Below are 17,614 nucleotides of genomic sequence, written 5' to 3' on the forward strand. Positions count from 1 at the left end.
CGGGAACGCCAAATCGATCGGCTATGGGGCTTGCGAGGGTCTGGCAATTGTCATGCAGATGCATTACACTGACTATCACCGAAGGAGACTGCCATGGCCTCGAACGCACTGGTCCAGACCCGAATTGACGCCGAAGTGAAGGAACGCGCCACGGCGGTTTTGGAAAACATGGGACTGACGGTATCGGATGCCGTCCGTATCCTCTTAACCCGCACAGCGAACGAGGGCACGTTGCCGCTCGAGCTTGTCAGCAACAGCAACGCCCATGATGCCTGGTTCCGCGCGAAAGTTCTGCAGGCCCTTGATGACACCCGGCCGGACGTCGATGACGCTGACGCCGAAGCTCATTTTGCTGGACGGCGAGCCGCAGCGCTTCGCAAAGCCGAGGCGGGCGAGCTTTGAGGCTCGTTTGGGCGCGGTTTGCGCTCTTCGATCGCGAGGACATCTTCACGCATATCGAGGCCGAAAATCCGAGAGCGGCGGTTCAAATCGACCACCACATCGTCCTTACGGCTCGCCGTCTAATAGACTTTCCGGAAAGCGGGCGACCCGGCCGGGTCGCCGGCACGCGCGAACTCGTGGTCCCTCGCACGCCCTATATTGCAGCTTGCGTGGTGACGGCCGGCACGGTTCGCATCCTTCGCGTCCTACATGGCGCTCAGATGTGGCCGGACGAGATAGCCACGGAGTAGTCTCTTCCTCTTCCGAACGAGGACGTCGGGCACACTTTCCAGCGCTGCTCTCTCGAGGGTTATGCATGTGACTACGGATCCTCCAGCAGAAATCTGACGTTTGAATGCCAGCCAGGCCTCGAGCGCTCCTTCAATCGCCGCATACGTAAAATCATTTGCCGCATTCTATGCGGCAAATAGCGCAGCTTAACACCGCACGGTCGCGGCTTCCAATTCCTTCACTATGAGCTCTCCTCCTTGAATGCCTCCTATTTTGACGCTATGTCCCGTCAGGATATGAGGCATTTGCGCTTGGGATTGACAATGGCACTGGCCCAGTACTCCGACGATGGCTTCTTTGCTCCGCGCAAGATTGCCGACGCCTTTCGCACGACGAGCGAGGAAGTCGCCCGGACTGCCGGGCTGGGCAAGGACGCCGTTCAGCGCAAGGAGCGGGTCCGGTCGGACAAGACGCAGCGCCGCCTGCGTGAGATGGTCGAGGTGATCAACAAGGTCGAGCCGCGCTTCGGTTCAACCCTGATCGCCTATGCCTGGTATCGATCGGAGCCGCTACCGGGGTTTTCGGGCCAGACCGCGATGCAACTGGTTCGCAGTGGCCGTGCGGACGAGGTGCTTGATTACATCGATGCGGTTGATGCCGGCGTCCACGCCTGACCGGTTCGATGCTCTACCGCGGTGCGCTCTATCGTGCCCTCAATCCGAACTATGCGCGAGAACCGCTCTCGGGCCGCGGCGCCGAACTCTATGGAGGACGATTCAATCCGAACGGCGTGGCAGCGCTCTATTCCTCGCTGTCCGTAGTGACGGCGCTGAGGGAAGCCAATCAGGTGGGCAGCCTGCAGCCGACCACCCTCGTCGCCTACGACGCACACATTGAGGACATATTTGACAGCCGGGACGAGGACGCCCTGAAAGCTGAGGGAATGAATCCCGCTGTCCTTTCCGATACGACCTGGCGCGAGCAGATGAACGTTTCTGGAGAGGCGATGACCCAGACCTTTGCCCGGCGCCTGATGGCCAACGGGTTCAATGCGCTGTTGGTCAAAAGCTTCGCGCCCGGCGCGACCGACAACGACTTGAATCTCGTGCTCTGGCGGTGGAGCGACAGAGCCCCCTCGCGCCTCACCTTGATTGACGATGAAAATCGGCTTTCGCGCTGACGCCGGCTTTGTGTCGAGATGCGGCGCCAGGTGACACGATCTGGCCGACACGATCTGGCCGAGATGACGAGAAATATTGCCGGACAGAGGACCAGGCATGCAAAAGGGAAGAACAGCCCCTGCCCTGCTTACCCGGCATTCCAGAGGCTTCAGAACTCTTGCCGGCGAGCGAGAGCGGGTGCCGCAATGCTGCACCTCTGGCGAACCAGCAGCATCCATAATTCTCGGCAAGCCAGAGCAGCTCTTCAGTCAGAGATGCGGTTGCGAAACGCCTGCGCCAGTCGGGCAACCTTGCTCCAGCTGATCAGCGGCCTGATCCGGTCTCATGAATCACTGCGTCAAGATCGATGTCTACACCGGATTGCTCCGAAAGACGCCGATAGAAGGCCGAAGCAGGCTCACGACCGGCCTCTCGGAACTCGTAGTATTCGAGCGCGCGCTCGACCACGTCCACCATGGTGCGGTTTTGACGCCGAGCAAGCCGGCGCGCAAGATCACGAGCCTTGCCGCTGCGGACTGAGAGCTGTGGATCGGCCATATCGGATTCCTTCGCGGCATTACCTAGACCCACTTCGCATACTAGCAAAGATGGGTGGTGTTGGCTTGCTGCCGCATGAGCGATTTACGCCACAGCTGACGAAAGGAGCCGCCCATAATTTCGCGCTCTTATTCGAAGGAATAGGTAAACCCTTGGGCTGACGCGCCAACCGTCACCTTCGTCATCTTTTCACCAGCGAGCGACCGGTTCAGCACGCCGCGGCTCAACTCGGGGAGGAGCGTGTTGGTCAGAATTGCGTCAATCATCCTGCCGCCCGATTCGATTTCCGTGCAGCGGGCCTTGACCAGATCCATGACACCATCGCCGATGACCAATTCAGCATCGTTGGTTGCGCGCAGCCGGCGAGCAATCTTGGCGAACTGGTGACGAGTGATGGCTTCAATCATCGAATCCGAAAGCGGAAAGTAAGGGATGGTCACCACCCGGCCCAGAAAGGCCGCAGGAAAGACCTTCAGCAGCGGGCTGCGCAACGCGGTGTCCAATTCGTCGAGCCCTGCCCGTTCCGCCCCGTTCCTTGTCCGGGCCATGATCACTTCGGAGCCGACATTAGACGTGAGCAGGATCAGCGTGTTCTTGAAATCGATCCGTCGACCTTCACTGTCGTCCATCATCCCTTTGTCAAAGACCTGGAAGAAGATTTCGTGCACGTCCGGATGCGCCTTCTCGACCTCGTCGAGCAGGATCACCGAATAGGGCTTGCGTCGCACCGCCTCGGTGAGAATTCCGCCCTTGCCGTAGCCGACATAGCCGGGCGGCGCGCCCTTCAAGGTGGAGACCGTATGCGCCTCCTGGAATTCGGACATGTTGATCGAGATCAGGTTCTGCTCTCCGCCGTAGAGCGTTTCGGCCAGTGCCAAGGCGGTCTCCGTCTTGCCGACGCCCGAGGGGCCGCAAAGCAGGAATACACCCACCGGCTTTTCCGGAGCGCCGAGACCGGCGCGACTGGTCTGCACGCGCTTGGCGATCATCTCCATGGCGTGATCCTGTCCGACAACGCGCTCGGACAGAGTGGCCGCGAGCCGCAGCGCCTTCTCGGTCTGACTCGACAGCATCCGCCCCGTCGGGATGCCCGTCCAGTCCTGAACCACGGCCGCCACGGCGTTGCGGTCGACCGATGGCAGGATAAGTGGTGTTTCGCCTTGCGCCTCGGCCAGTTCGCTCATCAGTTCGCGCAGCCGAGCGAGATCGGCAGCCGGATCGGGAGGAGAAGTACCGCCTGCCGCCGGAACCTTCGTGCCGGCGTTGGACCGTTCGGCTTCCGGCAGGTCCACGCTCTCTGTCTCAGTGGCGGCCTCCTGCCCTTCCACGGCATCGAGAGGCACGCCGTCGCCGCGCAGCCTGGCGCGCAGTTCGAGTATCTCGGCCACCAGCGCCTTTTCGCGCTCCCAGCGCTGCTGCGCGGCTGCGAGCGTGCGTTCGGTATCGGCAAGTCCGGCCTCGACCCGTGCCTGCCGCTCGGCCACCTCGATGCCGATTGCAGCCTCGCGGCCAATGATGGCGCGCTCGACCTCCATCGCCTGGCGACGGCGCATAATGTCCTCGACCTCGGCCGGCGTGGCGTGCTGCGATACGGCGACACGCGCGCAGGCGGTGTCGAGAAGGCTGACCGCCTTGTCCGGCAACTGCCGCGCCGGGATGTAGCGATGCGACAGGCCGACCGCCGCGTCGATCGCCTCGTCCAATATCTGCACCTTGTGGTGCTGTTCGAGAACGCCGGCCACCCCGCGCAACATGAGAATGGCCACCGCTTCGGACGGCTCGTCGATCTTTACCACCTGGAAGCGGCGGGTCAAAGCCGGGTCTTTCTCGATGTGCTGTTTGTATTCCGCCCAGGTCGTTGCCGCTATGGTGCGAAGCTCGCCGCGCGCCAACGCCGGTTTGAGCAGATTGGCAGCGTCGCCGGTTCCGGCAGCACCACCGGCGCCTATCAGGGTATGGGCTTCGTCGATAAAGAGGATGACCGGCGCTTCAGAGGATTGAACTTCGTCGATTACGGCCTTCAGCCGCTTTTCGAATTCACCCTTTACGCTAGCGCCCGCCTGCATCAACCCGACATCGAGCATGCGCACGCTCACTCCCTGCAGTGGGGGCGGCACATCGCCTTTGGCGATGCGCAGCGCAAAACCCTCCACGACTGCGGTCTTGCCGACGCCCGCCTCCCCGGTCAGGATCGGATTGTTCTGCCGCCGTCGCATCAATATGTCGACAATCTGCCTGATCTCCGGATCGCGGCCGACGACCGGGTCGATCTTTCCGTCGCGGGCGCGCTGGGTCAGGTCGGTGGCATATTTGGCCAGTGCCGAATCCCCGCCGGGATGCCGCCGTGGGGCCTCTGCCGCGCTGACCGTTGGCGCAGCGCCGGCTTCGAGTGACCCCTCCGTGACATCGGCGAAGCGCGCCACGACGGCGTCGGCGTCGATCTTGTCGAACTCGCCGCTGATCTTCGACAGCAGGCCTTCCAGCACCGGTGTCTTCAGGCAAGCAAGCAGAACATGTGCGCTGCGGACCTCCTCCACCCCGAATTCCAGTGTTGCCAGATTCCAGGCCTCCTGGATGGCGTGGAAGATATGGTCGGAAAACTCTTCGATCGAGGTTGCGCCATAAGGCAGCTTGTCCACCGCGCGCGTCATATCGGCCGTAAGTCGGCTCGCATCCAGTCCCGCATCGGCGATCATAATTTGCACATCCGAGCGGTCGGAGAGCACCAGTTGCTCGATGAAGTGGACGAGTTCGACGTAAGGATTGCCGCGCAGCTTTGCACTGTCGGCCGCTGCCTTGAAGGCGCGCAAGCCTACAGTATTGAGCTTGCCGACCAGTTCCTTGCGCTTGAAACTCTGCGATGACCGGCGCTGTTCCATCGAACGTGCTCCTGCACTCTGCAAGTTGATAACCTGCCACATAAGCAGCCGCTTGACAAAGTGCGTGATGAACAAAGGTTTCGATGCACCGATTATGCGGGCTCCCACCATTGGTGGAAGATCCCGCATCGTGGCCGCAAACAACGAGGGACCCGACATCCCGCCACGACGCATTCCCGATTCAGGGCTCGGCGATCACGCCACCGGATTTCACAATCAAGACAAGGCTGCATTAGCTTTTGTTAATTTTTTCCGCACTCGCTGAATTGTGGAAAAGCGCAACCGTGTGATAACGTAGGGGCAGGTCGGCCTCAGGGCCGGTGACTGGGGGATCGGTGTGATCGACGTCGCACTCTGGCTTGCTCCGCTCGACGGTGAAAATCCGTCCGGAGAGGATTTGCGTAACGATCCGGCGTTTCACGAACTCGAGCGCCTGACGGAGCCCCAGGTCAAGGTTGTCCATGACGGCAACAACAGGCCGGTCTCGCAAAGCACCATTCCAGTCGACTGGCCAGCAGTGCTCACCAAGGCCGAGGAATTGCGCGCGCGTGGTCGCGACCTGCGCCTGATTGTCATTGTCACACGCGCACTGGCCAACGAGCAGGGACTGGCCGGCTTGGCGCAGGGTCTGGCGCTTATTGGGCGGACATTCGACCAGCATTGGGAAACCATGCACCCGGCGCTGCGGCCCAACACGTCGCCTCGCGAGGCCGCGTTGCGCCGCATCAACGCGCTGCTCGACCTTCAAAATGGTCAGGACGGCATGCTGGCCAACCTGCGGCAAATGACTTTCTTTGCGCCACGCTCAATCGGGCCGATCAGCGGACGCGACCTGGAACACGCTGCACTCGACGACCGCGTCATGCTGCAAGAAGCAGCGTCAGGATTGAATGCGGCCGAAAAGGCAGCGCTTGTCAGTGCGCACGGACAACTGTTGAACCGGGTTCGTGCCGGGTGCGCGGCACAGGCGGATCAAGCTAATGAGGAAATGCAGTCGCTCATCGCCGATGCGCGCGCGGCGGTCGCGGCACTCGAAGCCGTCGAGACAGCCCTCAACGCTCGCCTTGAAGGCAGCGGCGGGACCACCATTCCGGAATTAAAACGGTTCCTGCAGCGTTTGCTGACAACCCTCGAGCGCAACTCGGCTGCCGGCGCGATGGCGAATGGCTCGGCAAAGCCGCCCCCTTCGCCTGCAGAACCGGCAATGCCTGCTCGAAACGGTCATGGAGCCGATACTATGGCAAGTGTGGCTAGCTACGCGGACTCGAGCGCTGGACTCCCCGACCGGATCACTTCCCGCGACGACGTGGTGAAATGCCTGGACCTCGTCGTCGCCTTCTATGACCGCACCGAACCGTCGAGCCCGATTCCCCACCTCGCCCGCCGTGTGCGCCGGATGGTGCATATGGATTTTGTTGAACTGATGGAAGACCTCGCCCCGTCGGGACTGAAGGAGTTCCGGCTTCTTGCCGGCGTTCCCGATGTCAAGAAGACGGCTCAGAAGGATGAAAGGTAGCAAGCAATGCCAGCCGAAAGCAAAGCCAAGGTCATCGAACGAAATCGCGCGCCGCGGGTGCAGATCGCCTACGACGTGGAAACCTATGGCAGTCCAACGACAATCGAGCTGCCGTTTGTCATGGCTGTCATGGCCGATCTTTCGGGGGCTTCGCAGACGAAGGAAGCGGCGAAGTCAGTGCTGGACCGCTCCTTTGTCGAGACCGATGCGAACCGGTTTCCGCGTTTCATGGAGGCACTTGGACCACGCGTGAAAGCCCGCGTGAAGAATACGCTGCCTCAGGCCGAAGGCGCCGAGCGGGACGAGGAGCTGGCGCTCGACCTTACCTTTACCAAGATGGGCGATTTCGCGCCGGACAAGATTGCCGAGCAGGTGCCCCAATTGGCCGAAATCCTCAAGATGCGCCGCCAGCTCGAGGAACTTCTCGGCTTCATGGACGGGCGCGTCGACGCCGAAAAGCGCATCGCGCAACTGCTGAACAATGAACCGCTGCTTGGCAAGATCGCCAGCCAGGCGCTGGCGGACGACAAGGCAGGGGAATGACCATGGCCGAACAGCAAAAAACCGCCGCCGTCGCCGAGGCGGAAACCATCGATCTTGGAGAATTCAGCGGGCTACTCGAGAAGGATTTCAAGGTCAAGAAGGACGACAGCGAAAAGCTGCAGCAATTGGTGCGCAATCTCGCACTTGCAGCGCAATCGCGTTCCGACACCACGACCATCTCGTCGAATGCGATCAAGTCGATCAAGTCGCTGATTGCCGGAATCGACAAGATGCTTTCCGAACAGGTCAACGAGATCCTGCACGCGCCGGAAGTGCGCGAAATGGAGGGCACATGGCGTGGCCTGTGGTATCTCGTCAACAATACCGAGACGGATCAGAAGCTGAAGATCCGGGTGATGAACATCTCCAAGGAGCAGCTGGCCGACACGCTTGAGGATTATGAGGGCCAGATGTGGGATCAGAGCCCTATCTTCAAGAAAGTCTACACGGACGAATATTCGATGCTTGGCGGCGAGCCGATCGGCTGTGTGATCGGTGCCTACGAATTCTCCAACCACCCGCGCGACGTCGGTCTGCTGCGCAACATCTCCGGCATCTGCGCCTCAGCGCACACGCCCTTTATCGCAGCTGCCTCGCCTCGCCTGTTCCGCATGGATAGCTGGCAGGAATTGCCGAACCCGCAGGACCTGCAGCAGATCGTCTCCAACCCCGCCTATGCCTCCTGGCAGTCGCTGCGCGAGAGCGAGGATGCACGCTACATCGGCCTGACCATGCCTCGCGTTCTGGCGCGGCTGCCGTATGGCACCGATACGGTTCCGGTGAAGGGCTTCACCTTCGAGGAGGAGGTGCATGGCGACCACAACAAATATGTCTGGATGAACGCCGCCTTCCCGATGGGCGTGAACATAAACCGCAGCCACAAGCTCTATGGCTGGGGTACGCAGATCCGCGGCGTCGAAAATGGCGGCACGGTCCTCAACCTGCCAGTGCACAGCTTCCCGACCGATGATGGCTCGATAGCGATGAAATGTCCGACGGAGGTCGCCATCGACGATCGGCGCGAGGCGGAGCTGGCCAAGCTCGGCCTGATGCCCATCCTGCACCGAAAGAACACCGATCTCGCCGCCTTTATTGGCGCCCATTCGCTCCAGGACGACGAGACAAGGGCGGGACGGCTGGTTGACCCCGATGCGCAGGCCAACGAGCGGCTGAGCGCCAACCTGCCCTACCTTTTCCCGGTCTCGCGCTTTGCCCACTACCTCAAGGCGATCGCGCGCGACAAGGTCGGTTCGTTCAAGGAGCGCTCCGACATGCAGATCTGGCTGACCGAATGGATCAACCGGTATGTGCTGGCCAACCCGGCCTTTGCCGACGACAAGGCGCGCGCCAAGCGCCCGCTCGCCGCCGCCGAGGTTCAGGTGGACAGCGTGGAGGGACGCCCCGGCTACTACAATGCCCGCTTCTATCTGCGCCCGCATTATCAGCTGGAAGGTATCAATGCCTCGCTCCGGCTGGTTTCGGAACTTCCGTCCGTAAAGACTTGATTTGTAGCAACAACATCTTGGTTTTTGAAAGCGGTGGAGAAAGACAATGCCCACAAATACGAAGATTGATGGCTTTCTAAAGGTTCCGGATATCAAGGGTCCAAGCACCCGTGATGGCCATGAGGACGAAATCGAAATCCATGGCGTCGATTACAAGATGATCGCACCCTATGATCCAAATTCGCTCTCGCGCCGCGGTCGTGTGTCCTTGGGTATGATCAAGTTCACCAAGCATTATGACAAGTCCTCGCCCTACCTGAAAAAGGCGCTGTTCGAAAACAAGGCCCTGGACGAAGTCGTGTTTTCGGCACGGCGGACCATTGATGGCGAGACCAAGGATTACCTAGTCGTCACACTCACCGACGCCTCGATCATGGAATACGACATGTCGCAGGCCGAGGATGAGGAGGACCTGATCGAGGAAGAGGTCAGCTTTGCCTACAAGAAAATAAAGTTCGTCTACGACGACAACGACGAAATCGAAATGGATGTCTATGTCGGCAAGTGAGGCCCGGCGGCCCGGCGCGGACAAGTCGCTGGGTAGCGGCAGCTCGCGAGCAAAGCGCGAAGCGGTCCAGCCCTCTCTGTGGGACCGCTTGGTAAACGATCTGCCGGGTATGACCTCCGAGATAGACGGTTTGCGCCAGGCACTGCAGGACGAGCTTGGCGCGGAGCGGCTGGACAATCTGGTTGCGGCCAGTGCGCGGCTCATCGATGCCGACGCGGAGTTGACGGCCGACCAGAAGCGGCGTCTGCACCGCCTGGCCTTTCAGAGCCAGCACCGCGCTGAAATCGAAAGCCGCGGCGTAGTGGTGTCGGCTCGTGTGCTCAAGGAAGCCGTGCGGCGCGACGTCGAGGCTTTGTTCAACACCGAGCGCTTCGAGGCCGTTCCGCTTCTTACCGACCTTGAAAGCGAACAGGCCGCGGACAACCCGCCGTCGCTGGCCGATTTTCCGGAGGTGCGTCGCAGCGTCGTCAATTACGGAGTGCCTTCCTTCTCGGGCCGTTCTTCCCGCGACTTTGATCGCGAGGCCCTTGCGCGCGAGATCCGCTCGGTGCTTGCCACCTTCGAGCCGCGTCTCAAGGACAGTGCAACAAAGGTTACGGTAACCCTTGGCGACAAAACCGTGGGCCTGAAGATCGAGATAGATGCGGTGTTGATCATGACGCCGACGCCCGAACGCATGCGCCTGCGCACCACGATCAATCTCGATAACGGCTTGGCTCGGACCGAATTTAGGGAAACCTGAGATGGACCGGGTCTTCGTAGAATATTACGAGGAGGAACTGACCCATATCCGCGCGCTCGCGGCAGAATTTGCCGACATGCATCCGGCGGTGGCGCGCAACCTTTCACTCGATACGGTCCCCTGTCCGGACCCTTACGTCGAGCGGCTGCTTGACGGCGTTGCTTTCTTGGCCGCGCGGACCCGGCTCAAGGTCGATGCGGAACGCTCGCGTTTCTCGCGCGCCGTCCTTGATGTTCTCTATCCCGATCTTGTCACGCCGGCGCCGGCAACGGCCATGGTGGTGTTCAAACCCGGCCAGCAGGTCCAGACAATGATTGGGGGCCATGTCGTCAAGCGCAAAACGCGTCTGGTTTCCAGCCTCCTGCCAGGCCTGTCGACGCGTTGCACGTTCACCACCGCCCAGGACATCACGCTGTGGCCGATTGCCATCACCTCGGTCGGCTATTTTCAGGATCGCAGCGCCTTGGCTGCCGCCGGCATCGCTCGGATCGGCGGTGTGAATGGCGAGGCGGCGCTTCGCATCACACTGGCTCGTACCGGAAAAGGCAAGCTCGACGAACTGTCGCTGGACCGGCTTGATCTCTACTTTTCCGCGCGCACCAAGGCACCACTGCTTTTCGACGCGATTTTCGGCGCCTGCTCGGCCCTTGGTGCACGGCCGGAAGGCAAAGCCAACCCGATCTCGCCGTTGCCGGTACCTGAAATGGTCGGCATCAACGATGACGAGGCGCTGATGCCTCGTACACGTCCGACCTTCGAAGGGTACCGTCTTCTGCGCGAATATTTCATGATGCCGGAGCGTTTTCATTACGCTCGGGTTTCGGGATTGCAGCCCATCGTGCGCACGTGCACAGCCGAACTCGAGATCATCTTCATCTTCAGGCGTCCGGTGCCTGAACTTGCTGATGTGACGGCGGCCGATTTTGAACTTTTCGCAACGCCGATCATCAATCTGTTCGAACGTGAGTGCAACGTCATCGAGCTCGATCCGCGCAAGACGCGGCAGGTGCTGCATGCCGACCGCACGCGAGCGCGGGACTTCGAAATCTATCGGGTTGTCGGCGTCGAGGACGCCGACAGCGAGGGGAGCGACGCCGCAATCCCGGAGCTCTTCAGCCTGGGACAGAACCGCGGCAGCGGTTGGGTTTATTCCACCGAACGGCGCCCACGCCGCCCGACGGAGGAAGAACGGCGCGACGGCCTCACCCGCACTTCATACACCGGCGACGACGTTTTCCTGGCGATTTCACGTCCGGCGGAAAGTCCAGCGAACCGGCCGCTGAAGCGCCTCGACATCGTGGCGCTCTGCACCAACCGCGATCTGCCGATTCTTGACGACAACCCTACCTTGACTCTGGAAGCCGGCGATCCGGTCGAAACGATCCGGCTTCTCGGCGCATTGCGCCCGCCTCGCCCAGCCATCCCCGCAGCGCTGCCGGCGGGCGCGGCGGGTGAATCGCGAGCTGACAATCTCGCCTGGCGGCTTGTAGCGCAGCTCGCCCTCAACTTTCTAAGCCTTGCAAAGGAAGGTCGCGGCGTCGATCCGCTGCATGCGCTGCTTGAGCTTTACGCCGACAGGGGAGACCCGAGCCTCGCCCGCAATGTGCACTCGATCGTGCGTATCGACTCCCGGTCGGTCATCGAACGGCTGCAGATCGATGGGCCGATGTGCTTCGGACGAGGCACGGAGGTGACATTGCATGTCGATCAATCGGTTCTGGCGGGGCAGAGCACCTTGCTGCTTTCGGCCTTGCTGGCACGGCTGTTTGCCCGTCATGCCGGAATAAACGGCTTTGTGCGAACCCGCACATGGCTGCTGCAAAAGCAGGAGGATGTGCCATGGCCGATGACGCCCGGCAATCGCTACCTGATCTAGACAAGCCTGGCCGGTCAGAAATGCTGTCGGATGCATTCGACTTCTTCGAGTTGTTGCGGCGACTCGAACGAAGAGGCGGGCTGTTCGGCTATTCCGGCCCGCCGGAGCGCGAGCCCTCGCGGCTCGGGCAGCATGTCCGTCTCAGCTTTTCCGCCAAGGACCTGGCAGAATTCCGCGAAGCGACTGACAAAGCGCCCGCTCGGGTTACGGTCGCAAACATCGGTCTGATGGGACCTGAAGGTCCGATGCCCCTGCATTTGACGCGCTGGGTACTCGATCGCCTGTCGCAACGCTGGTTCACCGGCGCCGATGCGCAGCAGACCAGCGACACGACGTTCATGGACTTCGTCAACATTCTTCAGAACCGCATGATTGCGCTGTATTACAGGGCGTGGGCGGACGCCCATCCGGCGGTTCAGGTCGAGCGCCGGGTAGGTGGGCGCGTTCGCGCCATGCTTGAAGCCATGGCGGGAATAGGGCTTCCCGGCACCCACAATCCCGAACTGGACCCCGTGAAGGTGCGCCAGGCCGCCTCGCTTGCCAATCAGGTCGACGGCCCCGAGCGGCTGACGCTGTTCCTGGCTGAGGCGTTCAAGGTGCCGGTCCAGATCAGGGAGTTCATCGCTGCCTGGATGACCATACCAGCCGCGCTCCAGACCCGGCTCGGCAAAGCCTACGCAGGGCTCGGTCGGGGAGCGACGATCGGTCCGCGCGTCTTCAACCGTCAAAGCAGGATCGAGCTCCGCGTCGGCCCGCTGGGCTATGAGGAGTTCAAGGCGTTCCTGCCGGGCGGTCAACGCCTCAAATTGTTCAAGCAAGCCGTTAGCGACATGGTCGGCGAATCGCTCGACGTCGATCTACGCATCGTGCTGGCGCGCGATGCCGTTCCGCCGCCGCGTATTGGAACCGTGCAACTCGCCCGGACCGCGTGGCTTGCGCGGCCCGCTGAAAGGGGCGATGCTGACGACATGCGGCTGCGGACATTAGTCGGCTGGCGGCAGGAAGGGGCGGAGGTCGCGGCATGAGTCTGCTGCTGACGCTGGAGCAAGGGCCACGCACCCAGGCGGTACGGCAGACCCGGCTTGACGAGGGGGAACTGGTGATCGGCCGCAGCGCCGACGCCGGCTGGCAGATCGACGATCCCGATATGTTCGTTTCACGCGCCCATTGCAGGATCACTGGTGGGCGCGATGGATACTTCGTCACCGATACGTCGAGCAGCGGATTGTTCATAGACGACTCCGACAGCCCGCTCGGCGCAGGCAAGTCGACGCGTCTTCGCAATGGCATGCGGCTGAAACTGGGCGATTACATCGTGCATGTCGATCTGCAGACGTCGAGTGCCCAAACCACAGCAGCAGCCGCAGCCCCAGTTCCGGAGCGCTCACCGCCGGCGTCTCGGGCGCCGGTCAGCATCGGCCGTGATGATTTCTTTTCAGCCGCCGTGGAAGAAGAGCCGCAGCGGCCACGTCCAGCCGAGCTGCCGAACCCCTTCGAGCAGCCGATCCCGGGAGCGTTCGAGCGCGCCAATTCCAGACAGCGCAGCTCGCCTGCTTTCGACGACCCGTTCAGCCTCGATCCGGTCGCAACACCGGGGTCCAAAGGCAGCGCAAACTATCCAGAACCAGCCAGCGCACCCAAGCAGACAGACCCATTTGGCCTCGAGTCGGGAGCGTTCCCCAACGGCTCAACGGAGCCCGCGACGGCAAAGCTGCCGGAATTCAACGACGACTTCGGTTTTGGGCCAGCGGCGGCCAGCCCGGGAAGCGATGCGCGCTCGACCGGTCAGCGCGAGCGCGACACCCCGCCACTGCAAGCGGCCAATTCCTGGGACCTGCCCGTGCGAGCGGCAGATGCCCCTCCCCCGATGCGGGCAGGCGCAGCCGCCAGCCCCGCCCGCCAGCCGCCTGCGAGACAGCACGCCGACATGGCGCTTCGCACCGCATTCCTGCGCGGTATGGGTGTGGCGGAAGCCGATTTTCCCGGGCGCGACGCCGTCGCCGAGATGGAGAAGTTCGGCCGCGAATATCGGCTTATGATGGAAGGATTGATGCAGCTGCTGCGCAAGCGCGCCGAAGAAAAAGGAAATGCCCGCGTTGCCCAGACAATGGTCGGAGCCTCCGAAGTCAATCCCCTCAAGTTTCTGCCGACGGTCGACGACGCAATCGTGACGCTTATCGCGGAGCGCAGCCCCGGGTTTCTCGCCGGCGAAGCGGCTATCGCGGATGCGGTTCGCGACCTCGCACAACATCACGTACGCGCCTGGCGCGGCGTGCAGGCGGCCCTGCGGCGGATGGTCGACCGTTTTGAGCCGGCTGCCATCGAAGAAGAGCTGAAATCGAGTTCCGCGATCGGCACGCTGTTGTCGGGCGGGCGCGGCGCCAAGCTGTGGGAGCTCTACCAGAAACGCCATCGTGAAATCGCCGAGAGCGCAGAAAAGAGCTTTCTCGGCGAAATCGGCGCCGATTTTCGGGATGCATATGAGGAGGAGTAAGACATGATCGATCGACGCGAATTTATCGTTGCCTTGGGTGCGACCGGGCTGCTTACGGCCTGTCAAAGCGCCGGGCCGCCAAAACCGTCGGTCATCACCGTGAAGCTGACAGGAGCGGCCGGCATGAACCCTGGACCAGGTGGCGGCGACCGGCCAGTGACAGTGCTGGTCATGCGGCTGCGCAGCACCGGTAAGTTCAACGCCGCCGACTACTTTGCCTTGCAGGGGGATGCCGGCTCGGCACTGGCAGGCGATCTGATCGGATCCGACCAGATTGCCGTCGGGCCTGGAAAAACCGCGACCAAGACCATTACAGTTGAACCGGATGCGACGGCCCTGGGCTTCGTTGCACTTATCCGTGAGCCTGGCGGGCGAAACTGGCGGACCACCAAATCGGTTTCGCCCGGATCAAACTTTACGGTCAATGTCACACTCGGCAGCGGCGGCATTTCCGCCTGACGGCCAAGGCGAGGGGAGCTCGATGCAGAGAGTAGCCGGATGAGCGATGCAAACAGGGTGCTGTGGTCCGAGGGCCTTTTTCTGCGGACCCAGCATTTCCAGCAGCAGGATCGTTTCTTTGAGGCGACTGTGCGCGGCGCGTTGGAGGCCGGCCAGCTGCATACGTTCGGCTTTCAGCGATTGACCCTGGATAAGGCATTGCTCGATGCCGGCCAGATCTCGATCCTGTCTGCACGAGGCATTTTCCCGGACGGAACCCCCTTCTCCATTCCTGATCTGATGGACGCGCCGCGTCCGCTGCCGGTCACCCCGGATACAGGCGCCGGCCCGGTGCTGGTCGCCTTGCCGCTCGAGCCGGCCGGCGGGGTTGGCTTCGATCCCGCGCATGCGCCACCCAGCGGTGCGCGATATCATGGACGGATCGTTTCGGTGCGCGATGCCGTCCAGGGCGGTTCAGACCCCGAAGAAATCGAAATCGCCCGGCCGCAATCGCTGTTGCTTGCACCCGGCAAATCGGTCGGCGGCTATACCGCCCTGCCCATAGCCGACATCAAGGGGATTCGAGCCGATGGCGGCGTTTCGCTGGACGAGACGTTCCTGCCACCGGCCCTGGTTACTGGTGCAGTGGCCTGGTACCGGCAACTGCTTCTGGAAGTTGTCACAGGCCTCGACCAGATCGCCGAGGCGCATGGCAAGATGGTCATGGGCGGGCCCGGGCGCAGCGTCGAAGACCTGTTGATGCTCAACCTCGCCAACGCGGCGCGTCCGCGACTGGCCCATATGCTGGCGCAGGATGTTTTCCATCCGGCCGAACTTTACCTGGAACTGGTCGGGCTTGCCGGTTCGATGGCGACCTACGGCTCGAGCGCGCGACGACTGGGCGAGCTGCCGGCTTACGATCACATGGCGCCCGGCCCACCGTTTTCGGCGCTGGCGGATGCGTTGCGCTCACTGATCCTGAGCCTGCGCTACGTTGAGCCGAAATCGCGCGCGCTGCCCGTCATGCGCCATTCGACCAATGTTTGGAAAATCCGCATCGACAATCCGAAGCTGCTGGTGGCCAGCCGGATCGTCATCCGGGTCGGTTCGGAACTGTCGGAGGACGCGCTACGCAAGATATTCGTCAACCAGGCGACCGTAGGCTCGGCGGATGAGTTTGAGGGCCTGTGGAAGTCCCGCCTGCCTGGCATCCCGCTGAAACCGCTTCATTCGCAACCGCGCGAGATTCCTTACGACGGCGATCGGCTCTGCCTTGAGCTCGATCAGAAAAGCGAGCACTGGGCATCGCTGCTCGGTGCCCCAGGCTTCGTCATTGGCGTTTCGGGTGTACTGCCGAGCGAACCGCAGGTGGACTGCTATTCGGTGAACAGGTGAAACCATGAGCCGGGATGATCCTTTCGGACTGTCGGAGGATCGCGAACGCACTCGCATCAGGCTGACCGGCACGCCGATGCCGCGACCGATGGCGGCATCCTTGCCGGGCGGGCCGGTTAAACGCTCGCGCACCCACCCGAACGGCCTTGTCAACGCCTTCGCACCCCTGCTCGAATTTGCGCCTGAGCTTGAAAGCGCGCTGCCACCGGAGAATCCGGAGGTGTTACGCACCCGGCTGCTGGAAGAACTGGTTCGGGCACGCGACACGGCAATGGCGGCGGGGTCGTCGATGGAGCGGGCCGATCAGGCAGCCTGGGTGGTGGCGGCCTTGCTCGACGATCTGGCCCTGAACACGCCCTGGGGCGGAGCCAGCGCGTGGCCGCGTCAGCCGCTTGTGGTCATGTTGCGCGGCGATGTCGACGCCGGCACGCAGTTCTTCACACGGCTCGACGAACTGGAACGCCATCCGAACCGAGACCGCGAATTGCTGGAACTCCAGTATGACTGCCTGGCACTCGGTTTTCGCGGCAAGTATCGCGTGCCCGGCCGGTCGGGCGATCGCTCGCTCAATGCCGTTCGTGTGGCCGCGGCACGTTTCCTGCGCGATGCCGACGCCGAGAATGCGCCGCTGTCGCCAAACTGGAAAGGCGTCATCGCATCCGACGAGCCGCAGCGCTTCATTGTTCCGATCTGGGTGATGGCCTTGGCCGCGGCGGTCATCGCCACCGCGACCTATGTCGGGCTCTCGATGGGACTAAGCAGCCAGGCGGTGGAGCTTTCAGCGCTGGTCCGCGCATTGCCGCCGCCGACCCGTGGCGACATCAGCCGCGTATCGCCAACCGTCGATGTCCCGCCGCCGGAGACTGTGGATTTCGCGCTGCTGCCCGAATTTGAGGCCGGCGCGCCGGGCAATCTCAGATCGGCTCTGAGCGGCACGGAGAGCGTTTCGCTGGCCAAGCTGGTCATCCAGGCCTCCAGCCCCGAACTGTTCCAGTCCTCGCGGCCAACACTGACGGAAGGATTCGAGCCGCTGATCGGCTCGATCGCCAAGGTGATCCTGGCCAATCGGGACCTGATCGGCAACATCACCGTGGTCGGACATACGGACGGCGTGCCTCTGCAAAGAACCAATCCGCTGTCGACCAACCAGCGACTTTCCGAGGCTCGCGCCCAGACCATTGCCGACATGCTGGTGCAAAACGGAGTGCCGCAGGAACGCGTCCATTCCGAGGGCCGGGCAGCCACGGATCCAGTGGCCGATGACGGCACGCGCGAGGGCCGGGCCCTGAACCGGCGCGTTGAGGTGCTGGTCGAAAAGAGGCTGTGAG

General features: G+C 62.2%; 18 protein-coding genes. 16 read left to right on the forward strand and 2 right to left on the reverse strand.

Annotated features, from left to right (window positions below; translation table 11 throughout):
* Window positions 1-93 precede the first annotated feature (93 nt).
* The 4 genes from NKH21_RS19650 to NKH21_RS19665 all read left to right on the forward strand — a co-directional run bounded on the left by NKH21_RS19650 (window position 94) and on the right by NKH21_RS19665 (window position 1,852).
* Window positions 94-402 (forward strand): type II toxin-antitoxin system RelB/DinJ family antitoxin, encoded by a 309-nt coding sequence (locus NKH21_RS19650; protein ID WP_352665759.1) that lies wholly within the window; start codon window positions 94-96, stop codon window positions 400-402.
* Window positions 399-692, forward strand: a complete 294-nt coding sequence (locus NKH21_RS19655; RefSeq protein WP_352665760.1) for a type II toxin-antitoxin system RelE/ParE family toxin — start codon at window positions 399-401, stop codon at window positions 690-692. Before NKH21_RS19650 ends, NKH21_RS19655 begins: the two co-directional genes overlap by 4 nt.
* 303 nt (window positions 693-995) lie before the next feature.
* Complete coding sequence (locus tag NKH21_RS19660) at window positions 996-1,346, forward strand: MbcA/ParS/Xre antitoxin family protein (protein WP_352665761.1); 351 nt, start codon at window positions 996-998, stop codon at window positions 1,344-1,346.
* Between the two features lie 8 nt (window positions 1,347-1,354).
* Window positions 1,355-1,852, forward strand: a complete 498-nt coding sequence (locus NKH21_RS19665) for an RES family NAD+ phosphorylase (RefSeq protein ID WP_352665762.1) — start codon at window positions 1,355-1,357, stop codon at window positions 1,850-1,852.
* 304 nt (window positions 1,853-2,156) lie between these two features.
* Here NKH21_RS19665 and NKH21_RS19670 read toward each other — a convergent pair whose 3' ends face one another.
* Window positions 2,157-2,390 carry a type II toxin-antitoxin system VapB family antitoxin gene (locus NKH21_RS19670; RefSeq protein WP_352665763.1) on the reverse strand — a complete coding sequence of 78 codons (234 nt, stop codon included), beginning with the start codon at window positions 2,388-2,390 and terminating at the stop codon, window positions 2,157-2,159.
* A gap of 128 nt (window positions 2,391-2,518) precedes the next feature.
* The gene (gene tssH / locus NKH21_RS19675; RefSeq protein WP_352866991.1) at window positions 2,519-5,269 is read right to left on the reverse strand and encodes a type VI secretion system ATPase TssH; all 2,751 of its coding nucleotides are present in this window, start codon (window positions 5,267-5,269) and stop codon (window positions 2,519-2,521) included.
* 67 nt (window positions 5,270-5,336) lie between these two features.
* Between tssH and NKH21_RS19680 the strand changes: the two genes are divergently transcribed.
* The 12 genes from NKH21_RS19680 to icmH all read left to right on the forward strand — a co-directional run bounded on the left by NKH21_RS19680 (window position 5,337) and on the right by icmH (window position 17,613).
* The gene (locus tag NKH21_RS19680) at window positions 5,337-5,534 is read left to right on the forward strand and encodes a hypothetical protein (protein WP_352665765.1); all 198 of its coding nucleotides are present in this window, start codon (window positions 5,337-5,339) and stop codon (window positions 5,532-5,534) included.
* Between the two features lie 72 nt (window positions 5,535-5,606).
* Window positions 5,607-6,785 carry a type VI secretion system protein TssA gene (gene tssA, locus NKH21_RS19685; RefSeq protein WP_352665766.1) on the forward strand — a complete coding sequence of 393 codons (1,179 nt, stop codon included), beginning with the start codon at window positions 5,607-5,609 and terminating at the stop codon, window positions 6,783-6,785.
* Window positions 6,786-6,791: 6 nt separating this feature from the next.
* Entirely contained in the window at window positions 6,792-7,328 is a 537-nt protein-coding gene (tssB, locus tag NKH21_RS19690; protein ID WP_352665767.1) for a type VI secretion system contractile sheath small subunit, read from the forward strand.
* A 2-nt stretch (window positions 7,329-7,330) separates the two neighbouring features.
* Window positions 7,331-8,833: a type VI secretion system contractile sheath large subunit gene (gene tssC, locus NKH21_RS19695; RefSeq protein ID WP_352665768.1), complete on the forward strand. Its 1,503-nt coding sequence runs from the start codon at window positions 7,331-7,333 to the stop codon at window positions 8,831-8,833.
* Window positions 8,834-8,879: 46 nt separating this feature from the next.
* Complete coding sequence (locus tag NKH21_RS19700; RefSeq protein ID WP_023678576.1) at window positions 8,880-9,341, forward strand: Hcp family type VI secretion system effector; 462 nt, start codon at window positions 8,880-8,882, stop codon at window positions 9,339-9,341.
* Window positions 9,328-10,083 carry a type VI secretion system baseplate subunit TssE gene (gene tssE / locus NKH21_RS19705; protein ID WP_352665769.1) on the forward strand — a complete coding sequence of 252 codons (756 nt, stop codon included), beginning with the start codon at window positions 9,328-9,330 and terminating at the stop codon, window positions 10,081-10,083. Before NKH21_RS19700 ends, tssE begins: the two co-directional genes overlap by 14 nt.
* A 1-nt stretch (window position 10,084) precedes the next feature.
* Window positions 10,085-11,959 (forward strand): type VI secretion system baseplate subunit TssF, encoded by a 1,875-nt coding sequence (gene tssF, locus NKH21_RS19710; RefSeq protein WP_352866995.1) that lies wholly within the window; start codon window positions 10,085-10,087, stop codon window positions 11,957-11,959.
* A complete protein-coding gene (gene tssG / locus NKH21_RS19715; protein WP_352866998.1) occupies window positions 11,923-12,984 on the forward strand; it encodes a type VI secretion system baseplate subunit TssG in 1,062 nt (353 codons plus the stop codon). The genes tssF and tssG overlap by 37 nt, the downstream gene beginning before the upstream one ends.
* Window positions 12,981-14,453 carry a type VI secretion system-associated FHA domain protein TagH gene (tagH, locus tag NKH21_RS19720; protein ID WP_352867001.1) on the forward strand — a complete coding sequence of 491 codons (1,473 nt, stop codon included), beginning with the start codon at window positions 12,981-12,983 and terminating at the stop codon, window positions 14,451-14,453. Before tssG ends, tagH begins: the two co-directional genes overlap by 4 nt.
* A 3-nt stretch (window positions 14,454-14,456) precedes the next feature.
* On the forward strand, window positions 14,457-14,912 hold the full coding sequence (gene tssJ, locus NKH21_RS19725) for a type VI secretion system lipoprotein TssJ (RefSeq protein WP_352867004.1): 456 nt from the start codon (window positions 14,457-14,459) through the stop codon (window positions 14,910-14,912).
* 39 nt (window positions 14,913-14,951) lie between these two features.
* Entirely contained in the window at window positions 14,952-16,286 is a 1,335-nt protein-coding gene (gene tssK, locus NKH21_RS19730) for a type VI secretion system baseplate subunit TssK (protein WP_352867007.1), read from the forward strand.
* Window positions 16,287-16,290: 4 nt separating this feature from the next.
* Complete coding sequence (gene icmH / locus NKH21_RS19735) at window positions 16,291-17,613, forward strand: type IVB secretion system protein IcmH/DotU (RefSeq protein WP_352867010.1); 1,323 nt, start codon at window positions 16,291-16,293, stop codon at window positions 17,611-17,613.
* The last annotated feature ends 1 nt before the right edge of the window (window position 17,614 follow it).

Origin of the sequence: Mesorhizobium sp. M1329, assembly GCF_040318035.1 — a bacterium.
Classification (GTDB): Bacteria; Pseudomonadota; Alphaproteobacteria; order Rhizobiales; family Rhizobiaceae; genus Mesorhizobium.